Raw genomic sequence first — 18,583 nt, 5'->3', positions numbered from 1 at the left:
TACTTATTGAATCGCTTCTTTATTTAATGCACGGTAACTGATCCAGCTGCTGATAAGACCGATAATTAAAATAGCTGTCGCAAATAACAATGCTGCATTATAATTGCCGGAATCTCCAATAAGATAGCCTGAAACAAACGGCGCAATCATTTGGCCGATACTGTAAATAACAGTTAATGTAGCGATAAAGTTAGACTTACCGCCAGTCTGAAGCATCAACATTTGTCCTTTAGACATGAAGAGTGTCGTCAAACCTAAGAACGTACTACCGAAGATTAGTGAGCTGATAATTAAACTGACAATATGATGTGAAAACACTGGTAAAGCGACACTGATGATTTGTAGACCAAATGCCATATAAGTTGCTTTACTATAATCCATTTTCTCCGCAATCATTGACCATACTACTGTAGAAGGGATAGCCCCTAAGCCGACAAACATCCAACTGAGTGCTGCATATTCAGAGAAAGCAGGGATGGATTTAATGATTGCGACTAAGAAAGTTCCGGTAATAATATAGCCTGCCCCTTCACAGAAATAAGCAATAGAGAACCAGCGCATAAATGTTTTGTTGAGACGGAAGGGTGTCTTGGAAGTCGCTTTATGATGCGCTTCAACATTAATATCTGGGTTTTCCCGCATAAAGAAAATAACCAATAAACTTAACGCTAATGAAAAGAGACCAAGGATAATCCAAGTCATTTTCCATGAGTTGACGTCTGTGTAGAAGAAGACAAAAATACTGCTTGAAAAGAGCCCGATACCAACAGCACTATAGAGTAAACCTGAAATACCTTCTTTATGTGCTTGTCTTAATGCTTCTAATACGACGTTAGAGGCTAAGACAAAGACTGTTCCGCTTGTGAGTCCTGCGATTAAACGCAATATGGACCATAAAATGAAATTTGAGGTAAACCCCATAAAAATCGTAGAAAGTACGTTTAATACTAAATAAATTTTCACATCGACGACTTTACTTTTAATAATCCAAAACATTGGAATAATCGCTCCGATTAAATAACCGAGATAGTTAATCGTCGCAAGTAAACCAGCCCCTTTACCATCCATGTGTTCTGCTTGCTGCATAAACGGTAAGATAGGTGTATAGGCAAATCGACCGATGGCCATTACAATAAATAATGATGCCATCCCGAGTAATAACTGACGATGTGCGTGTTGTGACATGGCATTCACCCCTGAAATTTGATAGATGACCTCATTATACGCCTCAATATACTTTAATAATAATGATGATTCTTGATGTTTAATATAAGTAAAAGTTATCACTGAATTAAGCTAAGCAGACAAACTATTAATTTTAAGATATTAGTGTTTAACGGTAGCTAAAAATTAAATATGATTATATTATTAAATAAATGATTTTTTTGAGGAGGAAATACATGTTTTCATTAATATTTTCAGGAGTATCAATGTTGATAGCAGCAGGCAGCTTATTAATTTCAGCACATCAAGTTAAAGTTTCCAATAGAAATGAGAAAAACCTTAAAAGAAATTCAAAGGAGCTATATCTTCAAAAAATAAACATGGACAAAGAATATATAAAGCAAAAAGTGGAAAATGTCAAAGATACTCTAAAGCGACAAGGTCTTGATAGTGAAGAAAGTTTAAATAATATATGGGTATTACCGTATTATATAATCACATTTAATAATAAAACTTTTGAAAAAGCAGTCAGTAATCTAGCCACAAACACTGAAGAAGTAATCAAATTAACGTTTGAAATCAATGAAGAAGATATGAAAAATTTACTTGAACTACATAGAATTTTGAATGAAACTTTTAAAATTTTAAAAAATAATAATTACTTAATAAGCATGTTTTTTAGGGATTATGATAAAGAGGTTTCACAAAATTTAAAGTCTATTGCGAACAGAGATACATTTTTTAAAAGTAATCTTAATAGCACGTTGTACTCCCCAGGAGGGAATCCCAATATACTTATTTATGCTACTCCTATTATGTATTATAGCAGGCAAATTTCTAATATAAAAAGATATTTGAATAACATTTCTGCAAATGACATTCAGTATATTTCTATTAATGATTTTAACTCAAGTACAACTTCCACAGGGTTAGTTGACTCTATGAAAATAAACTTATTGTTGAATAATTTTGATAGAATCATTGATATTATAGAGTCAAAAATAAAATGAATTTAAAGAAATAGGAATGCGTTTTCAAAGCATTCCTATTTCAACTTATACTAATAATTTTTAGACTTATTATTTCTTATCTTCTTTTTTGTCGTCTTTGTTATCTTTTTTATCTCCGCCTAATTGATCTTTAGCGAATTCTTTACCTTTTTCAATATACTCATCTTTATGTTCGTTTAAGTGATCTTGACCTTTTTTCTTAATATCATCAAAGTTCATAATCAAATTCCTCCTTAAAAATTAAGTACAGTTATGTGTTACCCCACGTATAGAACGTGAAACATATTAAGCGTAATTCTTTTTTAATTATCGTACACTGCCTAATTTTATTATAGATTTTAAGCTTATAGCATTTAAAAATCTTCTTTAAAGGGAATTACATTATTAAGTATTAAAGGAGGAGACAGATTATGGATTATACAACACTTGGTAATTCAGGATTAGTCGTTTCGAAATATGCGTTAGGTTCTGTTCCATTCTCCGCAACGAATGGTTTTGAAAATGCGGGTGGTGTAACAGAGAAAGAAGCGGCATACTTTATAGACTATGCTTTAGAGCAAGGTATTAACCAATTTGATACAGCAAACCTTTATGCGAAAGGTGACGCAGAAATTGCGTTAGGAAAAGCAATCAGACATCATAGAGATGAAATGGTCATCAGCACGAAGACAGGATTCCCATATAATGATATCGCAAATAATGTCGGTGCATCACGCTTGAATATAGAACGTTCAATTGACCATTCTTTAAAACGTTTAGGTACAGATTATGTTGATTTATATTACGTTCATACATGGGATGGACAAGTGCCAGTAGAAGAAACAATTCAAACGATGAATGATTTAATTCGTAAAGGTAAAATTCGCTATTGGGGTGTGTCTAACTACAGTGGTTGGAATTTAGCCAAGACTTATACACTGGCAGTAGAAAATAATATGGCGCCGCCGATTGCGCAACAAATCTATTACACACCTGAGTCAAGAGAAGCGGAATATGAATTATTACCGGCAGGTACAGAATTAGGTGTCGGCAACAGTATCTGGTCGCCTTTAGGTGAAGGATTGCTTACAGGTAAAATTACACGAGATAAAAAAGGCGAACCTAATACACGTCAAGGTGACGGTTGGGCTGAACCTTATGTGAAAGACCATGAGCTATTCTATCGTTTAATTGAACTTGTACAAGAAATTGCGCACGCACACAATGCGACCGTGCCACAAGTGATTTTAGCTTGGTTGAGAGAACGTCCGAATGTAGATTCAATTGTGCTGGCAGCACGTAATCAAGCACAACTAAAAGAGAATATTGCATCTTACAATCTGAAACTAACAAAAGAAGAACATCAAATGATTACAGATTTAACACAGCCACAACCGATTTATCCACTCTGGCATCGTGCGATGAATTCAGCAGCACGTGGTTCTGAAGCTGAAAAAGTCTACTTAGAAGAATATAACCGCTTAATGAATCATAGCGATACGTTACTTTAAATCAGTGAACTACAGCTATTTAAAAAAGAATTTTAAGAAACAAACATTTATATTTATTAAAAATGTAAAAGATGTTGAAGATTTTAAGTAGACTATGGACGTATAACTGATGTATTAGTATACTAATGATAATTGTAAGCTTATAAAATTTTTAACAATACTAAAGAGATAGGGGGAGGGTTTTATATGATCAAACGAACAGGTGAACATGTCTTAACATGGATTGGTGTCGGAATCGGTGCGTTAATCGTATTATTTGTGGCTTTAATGGTTCCATTAATGCAAAGTGATGACTTTGTAGCAGGTATGCAGCAAAGTGATGCCAGCTTAACATATGAAGAAATCTCACAAGTAGCTTCAGGAATGCAAGTCCTCGGTACTTTCGTTTTAGTGGGTAACGTCATTTCGGTAATTTTAGCCATTGTTGGTGGTATCTTCATCAGTAAGAAAGCGAAAGCAGCTGCAATTTTACTATTAATTGCTGGTATCGTGGCATTACTATGTAACTGGATTTCAGCCATTCTTTGGATTATCGCATCTATCATGTTATTCAGCAGAAAACCTAAAGCAACTTCATTAACTGAAGATGGTTACTATAACTATGATAAAGCGAATGAATTCGCACAAGAACGTACGCATGAACGTACAAGAGAAGAAGATCCTTATAAATACTAATTCAATCAATACTTAAGCCGTCTCATATAGAGGCGGCTTATTTTTTGCGCTTTAACTAGCATCTAAATAAAAAAGTAACCTTTTCTTATTTTTATTCATTTAGTATTTTTAACTTTTGCACTTTACCATAATGAAATTTTTGATTATGTTACAATATTGAAGTGTTATGCAAATTTAGATTAGCGAAAGGGGAATACTTAATGTTTAACAGAGTCAACAAGGCATCTTATGCGATTGCTCTTGCTTATTTAAGTTTTATTGTCGGGGCGGGTTTTACCACTGGGCAAGAACTTTTACAATTCTTTGTTAATCATGGAAATATAGCATATATCGCAGTGATTATCACAGGTGTGATTGTCGCTTTTGGGACACGACAAGTCGCGAAGATGGGTTATCGACTTGAGGCGGATAGTTACGATATCTCACTGCATAATTTATTTGGCAAAGTGTTAGGCACTATTATTGATTATTTAATTATCTTCTTCTTATTTGGTATGACGGTTATTATGATTGCGGGTGGAGGTTCGGCATTGAAACAAGGCTTTAATGTGCCAAGTTGGATTGGTTCACTAGCAATTGTGATTTTACTGTTTATTGTACTGCAATTAAATTTTGGTAAGATTTTAGCAGTGTTAGGGGCTGTGACACCTTTCTTGGTCATTGCGGTACTGATTATCGCAGGTACTAATATTCTTAACCCTGCTGTTCACTTTTCAGAAGTAGACCAGTACACCGTTCCTTCTAAAACTACAAGCCATTATTGGTGGTGGGATGCGATTACTTATGGTGGATTAATTGTTGGAAACAGCTTTAGCTTCCTCACAATTGTTGGTAACGATGCGATGAACCATAAAGTAGCTCGCCGAGGTGCATACTTCGGCGGAATAACTTTTAGTATTTTATTATTAATTATGGTGGGTGGCTTACTTTCTAATCTAGGCAAAGCCAACACAGTAGATATACCGACACTTGTACTCGCAAACGACATTCACCCATTTGTCGCATACTTAATGTCAGCGGTCATGTTCGGAGTAATTTTTAATAGTTGTATCGGGATGTTGTATCCATTCTTGACGCGTTTTACTAACCCTGAATCTTATAAATATGTAATTTTGCTTACGATTTCATTAGTACTCGCATTTATTTTGAGTTTCGTAGGTTTCGCAGATTTAGTAAACTTAGTTTTCCCTCTGTTTGGTTATATTGGTTTATTTATTACGATATCATTATTTGTTAGATGGATTGCGAATAAATATTCGAAGAAGAAACTATTATAATAAAATAAATATAAAAAATGAAAGGACGCAATGTTTACAGCGCACCCTGTCACTTTTTATTTGAATAATAAAAGATTTATGATTTATAAGTTTAAAAAGCAGTTGCTGATCAATTCTAATACCATAAATTTTTCTCAAAGCGCAGAATGAAAACGACTAAGAAGATGAAGATAGTGTGACCTATCATCCAAACAATATAATCAATCCAGTGAAATTGGTAGATTGGGTTAATAGACCAAGTAATAAGTGAAGGATAGATAACGGCGAATAATACGATAATAATTAGAATACCTGCTGGATAGACGTAAGAGTCCCGGATGGCTTGAAAGACGACATATATCATTGTGGTAAAGACAATATGTAAGATGAATTTAAGCCCAAAGCTCACATCAAAAAAGCCTGGCACGAAATCCACATTTAATAATAAACTTGCGAGATGATGGGTATAAAATAAATCAGTCAGGCTGAATAAGCCGAATAAAAAGACAGATAAAATTAAAATGGACATTGCGTGGTACAGTACTTTCATAAATGACGCCATCCTTTATTAAGAGGTAAGTTTTATTGAGCGTATCATACTTTTAGTAGATTTAGAAAAGTTAAAGTGAGAATAACGTCAGTAATATGAATGTTTATTAGGTGACATATGACTTAAAAAATTGGCAACCTATTAAACATGTGGCAACGCTGGAAGTAAGGAATACATACACAGACTTCCAGTTGCACGACACACATTGGCTTTGAATATGATATAGTAACGTTAATTATTTACACCTACCGATAATTAGAAAAAGAAGTGAAGTAATCTGTACAGCGCAAGTCCTAAAACAACTAATAGAACGATGAGTCTGGGTTTGGTAAAGAGTACACTTCTCTTTGGTTTTTCCTCTTTATCAGGATCATAGTTTCTCAATTCTTCTTCTATTTCCTGATTAATCTCATCTAGACTTTTATCTTTCTCTGTGGTCATTGCTGAAAGCCTCCTGTAAATTGTTAAGATTATCTATACAATAAACCATAAGGTTGAAGCAATGCAAAACTATTACTTTTTGGAGGTCATCATGTATACATTAGAAACGATTGCACAAATCTTAGATACAGAACTACTTGATGCACAAGGAAAGGAACAAAATCCTATTGATGATTTTGAATATCAAATGCTGCATGTTAAGTCAGAATCAACCGCATTCATCTCTATCAGTGAAGCATCATGGAAACAATATTTAAAGAAATCAAAAGTGATGAAAGATGGTAATGCGCAAATCCCAAAAGATGTTTCAAAGATTGGTTTGATTATTACTGAAACCTATGTAGAAGATTTAGCACATCAAATTCCGCAAATTGTAGTGAGAAATGCGATTAAAGCTATGAAAATATTAGCCTTACATATTCGAAAACATTATCATAATCCAGTCATTGCGTTGACAGGCTCCATGGGTAAAAGCTCAACACGCTTAATGTTAAGTGCGGCATTACAACCTTATAAAGTCCAACAAAATAGAGGGAACAGTAATACACGTAGTGCCATTTATTTGCATATGTGTAAATTAGCGTCTAATCCAGATATTGCGGTTTTCGAAACGTCTTTAAATGCATTGAATAATCGTGGAAATATGGCTGAAGTATTGAAACCACAAATTGCGATTGTCACAGGAATCGGCTCTGCACATCTATCCACTATTGGTTCAACGGAAGAAATTGTAGCTTTCAAATCAAGGATTTTTGCGGGATTAAATCAAGACGGTATCGCGATTTATAATGGTGACACACTCCATCAAAATGAGCTGAAACAAGCTGCATCAACTCATACTAAACATGTATATCGTTATAGTACTGAAGATAATTCAGCAGACATTTATACGACACAAATCAAACCTGTGAAAAAAGCAGTAGAAGTGACAACGAATGATGGTTATCAATTTGAAGTGCCTTCTGTCAGTAAGGGCATGGTTGAGAATGCTTTGGCAGTATTATTAACGTTGAAACATTTGAAAGTTGATGTAAAACAACAGTTGAAACAGTTAGCGCAAACTCAACTTTTCAAGAAGGTCTTAGAATTCAGACCTGTGAAAAGTCTGCATGAAGAAGCTACGGTACTTGATGATACGCATAATGCTTCTTTGCCTGCAATGTTGAATGAGATTGATGCGTTTAATTCACAAGCGCCATTCTTTAAAGGACATAAAATTATTGCGTTAGGTCAAATCAGTGATTTAGGTGAGCAGACTGACCGCGTGCATGCTGAATTAGTGCCTGCCTTAGAACAGTCTGAAGCGGATTATATTTTATGTATGGATCAACCATTGCGTAAAGTAGTGAATAAAGTTAAAGGTAAACATATTACGTGGTATCACAATAAAGATTTAATGTTGAAAGATTTATGTTATTTGATTAATCAAGATGCTTTAGTGTTGATGAAGTCTTCTGTAACTCAAACAGAGTTTCCCAAAGTCGCAAGTCAGCTTCAAAATGCTTTGCTGCATTATGAGAGAAGCGGGGACGAAGAGAAGCATTTTGAAGCGGCTGCTAGCCAAGGGCGCGCATATCTTATTTATAATTTAGAAACTGATCAGATTGAAACGCAATCTAATCGTTATGGTTCAGCCACAATAGAAGGTTTGACACCGATTATTTACTACCTAGATGCAAAACAACGAGAAGTTCAAAATTATACGGTTACTCTCAAACAATGGCCCACAAACGATGACACTTACTATGAAGGTATGCAGCTTTCGTGGGATGATCTAGTAGAAGCCATGACTGACGCACCACATCCATCGTTAGTCTATCAATTAGCACACGAACTGTATCCAACGCATCAAGCAAGAAAAAAACATGTGCAAGAATTGGTTAAACAATTAAAAATGTCTGATTCTGTAGCGATTAACTTAACAGGGCGTTTCAGAATGAAAGAGCGTCAAACGTTCAGTGTAGATGACTTACTCGCCTTATTAAAATATGGACAAAACCAATTATTTGAGAATGATAAAGGTGGAATAGTCATTGGTGAATACGGTCGTCATGGCATTTTAAAAGAAGGTAAGCAAGTTATTATTTTCACAGGATTTGAAAGTGAAGATGAAGCAAAATCATATTTATCAAGAAAAGTCTGAGGTTAATTTTGTCTGGGGTTAGCCTTAGACTTTTTATTTTATTCCCAAAATGGATTTTGAATTAAAATGTGATTTATGATAAAACTATATTAGTTTTAAAATAATCGGTAGGTAATTTATAAATAAAGATGAGTTCTATATAAATATAAATCTAACCAATTGCATGGGATTAATCAAACTTGGACAAAATGTGTCTGAAAAATAAAAACATTGTCAAATTAATGCAAAATTGTTTATTTATTGTTCACTTGTGTAACATAATAGGGTAAGGCCTTACAAAAATAAGTAGGAGGGATTTCTTGAATAATCAAGACTTTTTCAACAAACGCAATCGTTATTCAATTCGTAAAATCACTGTAGGGGCTGCCTCAGTTATTGTAGGGGCAACATTATTTGCGAATGCGAATGACGCACAAGCCGCAGAAAATACTACAAGCGGTGAGACAACGAACGTCACTACAACTACAGAGTCAACACCACAAGAACAAACTCCGACAACTGAAACAAAAACACAAAGCACAACGACAAATGAAACAACAGCTACACAAGATCAAACACCAGCTCAAGATACATCAGCAACAAATACAACTGATGCGAAAGCAGAGCAAACTGTAGCAGGGGAACAAGCATCAACTGATTCTACCCAACAGTCGACAGAAACAACTGCACCAAAAGCAGATGCACCAGCAACTACAGAAACAAAAACACCAACAAATGAAACAACTGCAGATACAACTGCGACTGAACAAAATACAACAGCTAAAGAACAAGCACCAAAAACTGATGCTCAAACAACAACAAATACAAATACAGCAAACACAACTACAACTGAGCCGAAAACAACTGAATCAAATACTGACCAAACAGTTGATAAGCAAACATCAACAACAAATACATCAGCACAACAAGAATCACAATCAACTCAAGATGCTCAACCAACACAGGAAAATGCATTGAATGCTTCAACACCTGTTGCGCCAGTTGAAGCTCCAACAACAGGCACAAATGAAACAACAACAACTGGTGATACAGCTGCACAAAATGCAACAGCACCAGCTAATGAAACAACAACACAGCAAGCGCAATCTGTTGAACCACAACAAGATGCACAAACAACTGCACAAGCACCAGTATCAGATGTTGAACAACCAGCATATGATCCAAATGCAGCGCAATTATCTGATGCAAACGCTACTACAGCAGCAACAGTAGGTGACACTTCAAATACAGTTGATCCAGCAGATTTGAATAAATCAGTACAAGATTACTCAAATCAAAAAGATAGTTCTGAAGTACTTGCAGCACCAACAAATACAACTGCAACACGTTCAACTGAACAACCTACACAAGAAGGAGCTGCACAAACATTTGCACTAGCGCAAGCAGCACCGACTGGCAACAATGTTGATGGAGACGTAACAGCTTCAAATATTCAAATCGGTCCAAACTCAATTCAAGCGAACGATAGTGAATCAACATATATGTCAGCTGATTTAGCAATTGCTGACAGTGTTCAAGCTGGAGACTACTTCAATGTTCAATTCCCAGAGTACTTGAACTACTACGGAAACAGTACACCAAGCAGTTCTAAAATTCCTGACTTGATGAATGGTACTGAAGTAGTTGCAACAGGCGCATTTAATCCTGATTCAAACTCACTAACATACACATTCTCTGATTATGTTAATAATCACGATAATGTAACAGGTCATTTTGAAATCCCATTATATGCGGATAGACAAGCTGCACCAACAGACGGCACATACCCAGTACAAACAAATGTAGCTGGTGAAACATACAGTACTGATATTGATATCAATTACAGAACTTCAGATTCACCATACCCATCAAACGTAGATAGCTTTATCACTACAACTGATAGAAACACTGGTGAATATAGACAAATTGTATATGTAAACCCACAAGGTAAACAATCGTATAATGCGACAGTGAACTTATACAATTATTGGCCAGATACAGCTGACGGCACACCAGCTCAAAGTTCAGCACAATTAAATCCAGATGTGACAAACTTCAAGATTTACGAAGTGAGAAATGGTGAACAACTGAACCCAAGTTTCTATGTAGATGAAAACAATCCGAACTTGGTAGACGTTACAAATAATCCAGATGCGATTTACAACTTCAACCCACAATATTCAGTAGATGAAAATGGTGGAGAAGTTCTATCACTAGATTTCCAAGACTTAACTTCAAACGGAAGTCGCTATATTATTGTTTTAGATAGCGTGGCTCAAGACGGTTCACGTGAACAAATCAAAACAAGATCAGAAATGATTTCAGATGCGACAAATGATGGCCAAGGTCATACTTACTACACATGGGATAACTACAACGTTTACAATAGTGGTTCTGGTGAAGCAGACGGTGACGATACAGACGCAGATGCCGACGCAGATGCAGATGCAGACGCAGACGCAGATGCAGACGCTGATGCCGACGCTGATGCCGACGCCGATGCCGATGCCGACGCAGACGCGGATGCTGATGCCGACGCAGACGCCGACGCTGATGCCGACGCAGATGCCGATGCCGACGCAGACGCTGATGCCGATGCTGATGCAGACGCCGATGCCGATGCCGACGCAGACGCTGATGCTGATGCCGATGCCGACGCCGATGTCGACGTAGACGCAGATGCAGATGCCGATGCTGACGCAGATGCAGATGCCGATGCCGACGCCGATGCTGATGCCGATGCTGATGCAGACGCCGATGCTGATGCCGACGCAGATTCAGACGCCGATGCCGACGCCGACGCAGATGCAGACGCAGATTCAGATTACCCTGTTGAACCAAATGAACCAGGACACCCTGGCACTCCAGAACAAGGTACTACACAAGGTTCAAATGGTGAACAACCAGCACAAGCTGAAGGTCATGGCGATAAAGAATTACCTGACACAGGTGAAGAGAATAATAATAAAGAAGCTACATTATTCGGTGGCTTATTCGCAGCACTAGGTTCTGCATTATTATTCGGACGCCGTAAGAAAAATAAAGAACAATAATTCTATTTAAATAGTGGGCTGGACTTTGTTCCGGCCCATTTATACATACTGAATGAGAAGGGGTTTGGACATGACAATTAACAACGAGATTGAACAAATTTTACAAAAAGCAGATCAACAGCTATTAGGTAAAGATTATGTGTTTGTTAGTTTAGGTAATCCCAATATGAAAGCTTCTGTAAAATTGATTAAGCAGTCACGTAATCTTAAAAGAGATATTACGAAACAATATGAACAGTTTAAAAAGAAAGCTGGTAAGTATCCTAAGTGGGTTAAAATTGATTTTGTTTATCGTACGAAAGAAGTTGTCTTTGAAGATGTTAAAAGAGATTTAGAAGAGACACGTCGAAACTATATTGATTACGGAATTGCTTGTGATAAGAATTGGAATTTAACTTTCATGGCAGAAGAAATTAATATTAATGCCTTTGTCAGACCGACTAAAGATAAAAAGTCTTTCTTCTTATCTGAGGATAATATCAATAACTATTTGAAGAAATATACAAAACATAAACAATTCTATAGACATCAAGATTATATGGGTAAGCCGATTAAAAAGTTTTATACAAAGGGTTACTTTATTGAAAATCATGAGGTTTATGAACTAGCCGCAGAGGGCCGTGAAAAAGGATTACGTCATGTTGAAGATTTGTCACAAGAAATTGATAAAATGTTGGAAACTTCGACAGATTATCTTGCGAATGAGTTACAACCAAGCGGTCAATTTATCTATGGTTATTTTCCACACTTCGATAAGAAAATCAGTTTCTATAATAATTTGAGACATGCTTCTTCAACTTATGCGCTAATGGAAGGATTACATTACTTAAACAAAGATATCACTATTGCTGAAAAAGCGATTGATTACCTAATCGACAATTACTTATACAAGCAAGGAGAAGTCGCACATATATTTGATGACACCAAAAATATTAATGAAATTAAACTAGGTCAAAATGCGGCATTTGTTTTTGCGATTTGTGAGTATCTAAAAATAAAACCAGGTAACCAGAAGTATTTAGAAGCTGCACAACAAGTGGCAGAAGGTATGGTTTCAATGATTGACAGTGAAACAGCTGAAACTGTACATGTCTTACAATATCCTAGTCTAGAAGTTAAAGAAAAGTTCCGTGTGATTTATTATGATGGTGAAGCTGCGTTAGGATTATTACGACTTTATCAAGTTGATCAGAATGAAAAATGGTTAGAAACAGTACGTCATATGTTTGAACGATTCATTTCACAAAGTTACTGGAAGAACCATGATCATTGGTTAGGTTATTGTACGAATGAATTAATCCAAATTGCGCCTGAAGCGAAATATATAGAATTTGGAATTAGAAATGTTTCTAGTTATTTAGACTACATTAAGAATCGTATTACAACTTTCCCAACATTCATGGAGATGTTGATGGCAACGTATCATATTATACGTAAAGCCAGAGAAAAAGGTTTTGGGGAAATCGTAGATCGATTGATTAACGTAGATGACTTAATGACAACGATTCATAAACGTGCAGATTATCAACGTACAGGATACTTCTATCCAGAACTTGCGATGTACTTTAAAAACCCACAACGTATTCTTGGTTCGTTCTTTATCAAACACCATGGTTATCGTGTCCGCATTGATGATATCGAACACTATATTTCTGGTTACGTCCAATACCAAAAAGTCTTTAAATAATGACATATTAAACAGGCCATGAACTCGTAATTTTGTTCATGGCCTGTTTTATTATGAAAATAATTCATCCACTGTAACTTTAAACTGTTTAGCGATTTTAAAAGCTAAGCTCAAAGAAGGATCATACTTATTATTTTCAATCGCATTAATCGTTTGTCTCGAAACATTGACACTTTTACTTAGTGCTTCTTGAGACATCCCATTTTGTTTGCGATACAATTTTATTTTGTTTTTCATAACTCTCACCCTTTGTAGGTGTATTTTCTCATCACTCTATGTCTATTATGAATACTTTCGTTTAACGATTACATAATTATAAACTAAACTTCCCATTATAATAACTAAAAAGACAGCTTCAGGATATTTCGAGATAAAACTATGTGCACTGACTAAACCAAGCGTACGATTTAGAAAGGCAAATGTGATGAGAAGAATGGTAATGATAAAAGTCTTTGCGAGTACTTCTAAAATAATTTTAGTTTGACGTTCGTCATAATGAGACTCGGTTTGAACATCTACTGCTTCTGAAGGCATATAATTTTTTAAGAAGCCTCTCCAAGCAAATGCGAAAGCAACTAAGGTTACAATAGGGATGATAATTTTTAGTAATATCATGATGTCCCTCCTGAAATGTAAAGTTTATTTGACACTTTTAGAATACTGCTGCGCTTAAATAATGTCAAGTATGTTTTACATTTCGTATAAAAAAACAGAGCCGAATGGCCCTGTTTTAAATTCTTAAATGTTCTTTAAATTTGTGTCCTGTATAGTTTTTTCGGTAAAGTCCGCGTTTTTGTAATTCTGGAACAATCAAATTTACAAAATCATCTAAGCTATCCGGCAAGGTAGGAGGCATTAAGTTGAAACCATCTGCCACACCTTCTTTGAACCAATGTTCCATTTCATCCACAATTTCTTCAGGTGTTCCAATCAATATTAAATGACCACCACCTGCATTTAAATATCCCAATAACTCTCGTACAGTAGGGTCTGTATCTCTGATAATTTCAAGGACTGTTTCATAACGACCTACAGGCCCAGTAAATTCAGAGACAGGAGGTAAGTCTGGGACTTTGTCATCTAAATCCCAACTATGACAATCTTGTTGGACAAAGAAACTGAGTTGATTTAGCGCTGTTTCAATCGGTAGTTGATTATCAAGCGCCGCTTTTTTCTCTAAAGCTGCTTCATGGGTTTCTGCGACATAAGTCACCAGACCTGGGAAGACTTTGAGGTTGCGGTCAGTCTGACCGGTACGTTTGATTTCATCATCTAAGCGTTGTCTGAACTGTTTTGCTTGTTTGATATTCCAAGAAACAGAGTAAACTGCATCTGCATATTTAACTGCGAGTGCCACGCCTTGTTTAGATGCGCCAGCCTGCATTGCGACGGGTTTACCTTGTGGACTTGCGGGTGTAGATAAAGGGCCGCGAACTTGGAAGTGTTCTCCTTGATGATTGAAAGGTTCTATTGCTTTTGAATCAATCAGTTGACTGTGTTTACGATCGTGTTTGAAATCATTGGTTTGCCATGACTCGAAGAGATGATTCATGACTTCCGCAAATTCATCTGCTTTTTGGTATCGTGCTGTATGATCAGGCAGACCTTCCATACTGTGATTTTGTGCTTCAATATCCGTCATAGATGTGACTAAATTCCAACCGACACGACCGCCAGTGATATGGTCCAAACTTAATAGCTGACGTGCAGCCGTATAAGGGTTAGAAAATGTGCTGGAAATCGTTGAGACTAACCCGACATGTTTTGTGACCTGCGAAATCGCAGTTAAGTTGACAATAGGGTCAAACCAGAACGCAGGCATCGTGGTGTCATTATTTGCGGGGAAGGATTGGTTATCCGCGAAAAACACCGCGTCAAAATAACCGCGTTCTGCGATTTGAGCTAAATCTTGATAATACTCGATGGTGCCGATACGTTCGACACTTGAATCAGGCATCAGCCATGCGGCTTGATGATGGCCGCATCCATATAATAAAACGCCGATGTGCAGTTGTTTTTCTTTCTGCGTAGGCATGTTATTCACCTCGTGTTTAATATTGTTACTTAGTTCATTGTTAATCCGCCGTCAACAGTGATGTTTTGGCCTGTAATACCGTCTGCTTGTTCTGAAACAAGATAAGCCACCATGTTTGCGACATCTTGTGGTGTTGTCACCTTACGTAGTGGTGTACTTTGCGCAATCAAGTCAAAAACTTCTGGTGTAGTAACTGAGCTAGCATCCGTTGTTTTAAGTAATCCGCCTGAAACAACATTCGCATTAATACCATATTGGCCAAGCTCTGCTGCAATGTTACGTGTGAAACCAATTAATGCAGCTTTCGCTGTTGTATATTCATGATAAGGAACAACAGGATTTTGGTATAAATTTGTGCCGATAGATACAACACTGCCACGTTGATTTTCAATAAATTGAGGTACCACACTTTGTACAACGTTGAATGCAGCTTTTAATGTGCCATCGATTTGATTTTGATAATCTGACCAGTCCATATCTTTAAATGATTTTTGTGTTGTCGGATCAAATTTGAAACCGATCAATGCGTTGTTCACTACACCATCAATACGACCGAATGTTTCTGTTCCTTCTTTGACTAAACGCTCTACAGCTTCACGGTCAGTAACGTCTGCTTGAATTGCGACAGCACGGTTATTATCAATTTCTTGAGCCAATGCTTCGGCAGCTTCCTTACTTTGGTTGTAGTTAATAATAACGTTAAAACCTTGTTCGCCTAATGTACGGCTGATTACAGCACCTAAGCCACGTCCGCCGCCTGTTACTAAAATTGTTCTTGCCATTTAAATCGCCCCTTTAGTTGAATTAAGACATAAAAAAACACACAACCTATCTAGAGCTGTGCGTATCAGAGCGAGTTTAAAGTATAGACTTATACATTCTTAGCCATACTTTCTTAGTTATATACTCACACTTTCCTACGCTAGTTTCAGCTAGATCAGGTTCAAAGGGTCTGAAGCCATGCTTCATCTCAGTTATAAAACGCCCCTAGTGCATTTATATTTGTCATTAACCTTAATCTATCGACTTTCTAGAAGTAAGTCAAGGAAGGGCGATAAGAAAGGATTTAGTGAAAAAACAACAGCATACATGTTATGATAAACAAGAATACAAATAACAGGGTCTCCCTACAGAATTGGAGTGAGTTATATGTTCTGGTTAGGTATGTCATTCCCTTTATTAGCCATTATTTTCATTGTCTTCTCTGTGCGTGAAGAAAAGAAACGTAAATTGAAAAAACAAGAAAAAGAAGCTAGATGGGAAGCACAAAAACAACAAGAAGCGAAAGCTAAAGAAGAACAAGCGGCTAAAACTCAAGAAACTGAAAATCAACAACCACAAGATGTTAAAGCACTTGAACAACAACAAGAACATCGAGAAGTAACAGCTGAAGAAGAAGCACAACGTGTTGAAGCAAAAGCAGCCGCGAATGCACCACACGAAGAAGATAAACCTTCTTCATAATTGAATCATGATGAATTGAAAGCTGACCGAAAGTATAACCGGTCAGCTTTTTCATTATGTTTCTATTTAATTCAAATACACAACAAAACTAAATTTTCCCGACTAATGATTCAGAAATAGGCTATACTATATAAAATAAGAAAATTCAGATAATTAATAGTGGGAAAGAGGAATGTGTATGACAGAAAATACAAAGGAAAATTCAAAAGATTCATCTTCAAAATTCCGGTTAAAAACACCTCATACATATGCATTGTTAATGATGATTATCGCCATTGCTTGCGTCTTGACGTATATTATTCCAGCAGGGGAATATAAACGCGTAGATAAAGGGGGACAAACGTTAGTAGTCCCAGGTTCATATCATAGTATTGAACAACACGGGGTGTCATTTTTAGATTTATTCCGTGCAGTACCTGAAGGTTTACTGACAGGAGGAGAAATTGTCTTTTATATCTTTTTAGTTGGTGGTGCTTTCGGTATTGTACATAGAACAGGCGCATTTGAAAATGGGATTAACCAAGTGATTAAAACATTAGGTTCTTCGCGCATCTTAATGATTCCATTAACTATGATTGTGTTCTCTATTTTAGGCTTTTCAATTGGTTTAGCAGAAGAAACCATTATCTTTGTGCCGATCGGTGTAATTATTGCGAGAACCCTAGGTTATGATGCGATGACAGGAGCCGCGATGGTGATTTTAGGTGCCGCAAGTGGATTTATTGGAGGTATGTTGAATCCATTTACAGTCGGTGTTGCGCAAACCGTTGCTGAACTTCCTATGTTCTCAGGTTGGGGGTTACGTTCCATCATTTATATATTCATTCTAGCCGCAGCGATCGGTTCGGTAATGCTTTATGCTAGAAAAGTGAAACGCAATCCAAAGAAAAGTGTCGTTTATGCTTTAGAACAAGAAGAAGGTCAAAGTCATAAAGCTATAGAATATGAACGCTTTACCAAACGTCAAGCCTTCGCATTAAGTATTATTGCGTTAACTATTGTGTTTAATGTCTATGGTATCTTTCGTTATGAATGGTCTTTTAATCAAATGAGCGCAAACTTTGTTTTGGCAGGTTTGCTTGCAGGGTTTGTCAGTGACTTAGGTATGAATGGTACCTTTGATGCTTTTATTGAAGGAATGAAAGACATTTTATTTGGCGCAATGATTGTCGGTTTTGCGAAAGGCATTGTCGTTATTTTAGAAAAAGGTAAAATTATTGATTCTATTATTCATGGAATGACTACACTACTCAATGATGTTCCATCGTCTATTGTGATTATTGTGATGTTTATCTTCCAATTTTTCCTTAACTTCTTCATTCCATCTGGTTCAGGACAAGCATTGACTACAATGCCTTTGATGGTGCCGATTTCAGACTTGCTGGATATTAATCGTCAACTTACAGTGCTTGCTTTCCAATATGGTGATTCCATCAGCAATGTGCTGTTTCCGACTTCTGCCATTTTAATGGGTGCACTCGCAGTTGCGAAAATTTCATACGTACAGTGGTTGAAATTCGCTTGGAAATTGATTCTGCTGTGGGTTATTATTTGTGCAATTGCCATGTCCATCGCATTGCTTGTCGGCTATTAGGGAATACTAACTCTGTTCAAAGTTAAAATATGAGGAGGAAGT

17 protein-coding genes and 1 riboswitch are annotated in these 18,583 nt (G+C 36.5%); of the genes, 9 read left to right on the top strand and 8 right to left on the bottom strand.

Annotated elements, in window-relative coordinates; all coding sequences use genetic code 11:
• Positions 1-3 precede the first annotated feature (3 nt).
• A complete protein-coding gene (locus HMPREF3270_RS12025; RefSeq protein ID WP_061055093.1) occupies positions 4-1,185 on the bottom strand; it encodes a YbfB/YjiJ family MFS transporter in 1,182 nt (393 codons plus the stop codon).
• A gap of 215 nt (positions 1,186-1,400) precedes the next feature.
• On the opposite strand from HMPREF3270_RS12025, the gene HMPREF3270_RS12020 reads away from it, so the two are divergent.
• Entirely contained in the window at positions 1,401-2,174 is a 774-nt protein-coding gene (locus HMPREF3270_RS12020) for a hypothetical protein (protein ID WP_070849108.1), read from the top strand.
• 69 nt (positions 2,175-2,243) lie between these two features.
• Here HMPREF3270_RS12020 and HMPREF3270_RS14070 read toward each other — a convergent pair whose 3' ends face one another.
• Entirely contained in the window at positions 2,244-2,393 is a 150-nt protein-coding gene (locus HMPREF3270_RS14070; protein WP_002480129.1) for a hypothetical protein, read from the bottom strand.
• Between the two features lie 191 nt (positions 2,394-2,584).
• On the opposite strand from HMPREF3270_RS14070, the gene HMPREF3270_RS12015 reads away from it, so the two are divergent.
• From HMPREF3270_RS12015 to HMPREF3270_RS12005, 3 genes are all read left to right on the top strand, one after another.
• Positions 2,585-3,664, top strand: a complete 1,080-nt coding sequence (locus HMPREF3270_RS12015; protein ID WP_070849104.1) for an aldo/keto reductase — start codon at positions 2,585-2,587, stop codon at positions 3,662-3,664.
• A 186-nt stretch (positions 3,665-3,850) separates the two neighbouring features.
• Positions 3,851-4,339 carry a DUF4064 domain-containing protein gene (locus tag HMPREF3270_RS12010; RefSeq protein WP_070849101.1) on the top strand — a complete coding sequence of 163 codons (489 nt, stop codon included), beginning with the start codon at positions 3,851-3,853 and terminating at the stop codon, positions 4,337-4,339.
• A gap of 200 nt (positions 4,340-4,539) precedes the next feature.
• Complete coding sequence (locus HMPREF3270_RS12005) at positions 4,540-5,616, top strand: YkvI family membrane protein (protein WP_070849098.1); 1,077 nt, start codon at positions 4,540-4,542, stop codon at positions 5,614-5,616.
• Between the two features lie 115 nt (positions 5,617-5,731).
• Here HMPREF3270_RS12005 and HMPREF3270_RS12000 read toward each other — a convergent pair whose 3' ends face one another.
• Together HMPREF3270_RS12000 and HMPREF3270_RS11995 are read right to left on the bottom strand one after the other, a co-directional pair.
• Entirely contained in the window at positions 5,732-6,145 is a 414-nt protein-coding gene (locus HMPREF3270_RS12000) for a hypothetical protein (RefSeq protein WP_002480126.1), read from the bottom strand.
• A gap of 255 nt (positions 6,146-6,400) precedes the next feature.
• Positions 6,401-6,586 (bottom strand): hypothetical protein, encoded by a 186-nt coding sequence (locus tag HMPREF3270_RS11995; protein WP_002480125.1) that lies wholly within the window; start codon positions 6,584-6,586, stop codon positions 6,401-6,403.
• 91 nt (positions 6,587-6,677) lie between these two features.
• On the opposite strand from HMPREF3270_RS11995, the gene HMPREF3270_RS11990 reads away from it, so the two are divergent.
• The 3 genes from HMPREF3270_RS11990 (at position 6,678) to HMPREF3270_RS11980 (ending at position 13,448) form a co-directional block, all read left to right on the top strand.
• Complete coding sequence (locus HMPREF3270_RS11990) at positions 6,678-8,729, top strand: Mur ligase family protein (protein ID WP_070849095.1); 2,052 nt, start codon at positions 6,678-6,680, stop codon at positions 8,727-8,729.
• Positions 8,730-9,028: 299 nt separating this feature from the next.
• Complete coding sequence (locus HMPREF3270_RS11985; RefSeq protein WP_070849092.1) at positions 9,029-11,761, top strand: fibrinogen-binding adhesin SdrG C-terminal domain-containing protein; 2,733 nt, start codon at positions 9,029-9,031, stop codon at positions 11,759-11,761.
• A gap of 70 nt (positions 11,762-11,831) precedes the next feature.
• Entirely contained in the window at positions 11,832-13,448 is a 1,617-nt protein-coding gene (locus HMPREF3270_RS11980; protein ID WP_070849089.1) for a poly(glycerol-phosphate) alpha-glucosyltransferase, read from the top strand.
• Positions 13,449-13,499: 51 nt separating this feature from the next.
• On the opposite strand, the gene HMPREF3270_RS11975 is transcribed toward HMPREF3270_RS11980, so the two are convergent.
• The 4 genes from HMPREF3270_RS11975 to HMPREF3270_RS11960 form a co-directional block, all read right to left on the bottom strand.
• Positions 13,500-13,685 (bottom strand): helix-turn-helix transcriptional regulator, encoded by a 186-nt coding sequence (locus tag HMPREF3270_RS11975; RefSeq protein WP_002480121.1) that lies wholly within the window; start codon positions 13,683-13,685, stop codon positions 13,500-13,502.
• 45 nt (positions 13,686-13,730) lie between these two features.
• Positions 13,731-14,063 carry a hypothetical protein gene (locus tag HMPREF3270_RS11970; RefSeq protein WP_002480120.1) on the bottom strand — a complete coding sequence of 111 codons (333 nt, stop codon included), beginning with the start codon at positions 14,061-14,063 and terminating at the stop codon, positions 13,731-13,733.
• Between the two features lie 115 nt (positions 14,064-14,178).
• On the bottom strand, positions 14,179-15,483 hold the full coding sequence (locus tag HMPREF3270_RS11965; RefSeq protein ID WP_070849086.1) for an LLM class flavin-dependent oxidoreductase: 1,305 nt from the start codon (positions 15,481-15,483) through the stop codon (positions 14,179-14,181).
• Between the two features lie 29 nt (positions 15,484-15,512).
• Complete coding sequence (locus HMPREF3270_RS11960; protein ID WP_057510273.1) at positions 15,513-16,265, bottom strand: 3-oxoacyl-ACP reductase; 753 nt, start codon at positions 16,263-16,265, stop codon at positions 15,513-15,515.
• 115 nt (positions 16,266-16,380) lie between these two features.
• A riboswitch (TPP riboswitch) is annotated at positions 16,381-16,482 on the bottom strand.
• A gap of 150 nt (positions 16,483-16,632) precedes the next feature.
• Between HMPREF3270_RS11960 and HMPREF3270_RS11955 the strand changes: the two genes are divergently transcribed.
• Positions 16,633-16,947, top strand: coding sequence for a hypothetical protein (locus tag HMPREF3270_RS11955; RefSeq protein ID WP_002480117.1), 315 nt, complete (start codon positions 16,633-16,635; stop codon positions 16,945-16,947).
• Positions 16,948-17,125: 178 nt separating this feature from the next.
• Complete coding sequence (locus tag HMPREF3270_RS11950; protein WP_070849083.1) at positions 17,126-18,541, top strand: YfcC family protein; 1,416 nt, start codon at positions 17,126-17,128, stop codon at positions 18,539-18,541.
• Positions 18,542-18,583 lie beyond the last annotated feature (42 nt).

The organism is Staphylococcus sp. HMSC65H10, assembly GCF_001839185.1.
Classification (GTDB): Bacteria; Bacillota; Bacilli; order Staphylococcales; family Staphylococcaceae; genus Staphylococcus; species Staphylococcus simulans.
The sequence above is the reverse complement of the archived record's forward strand: the minus strand, read 5'-3'. Positions and strand labels throughout refer to the sequence as shown.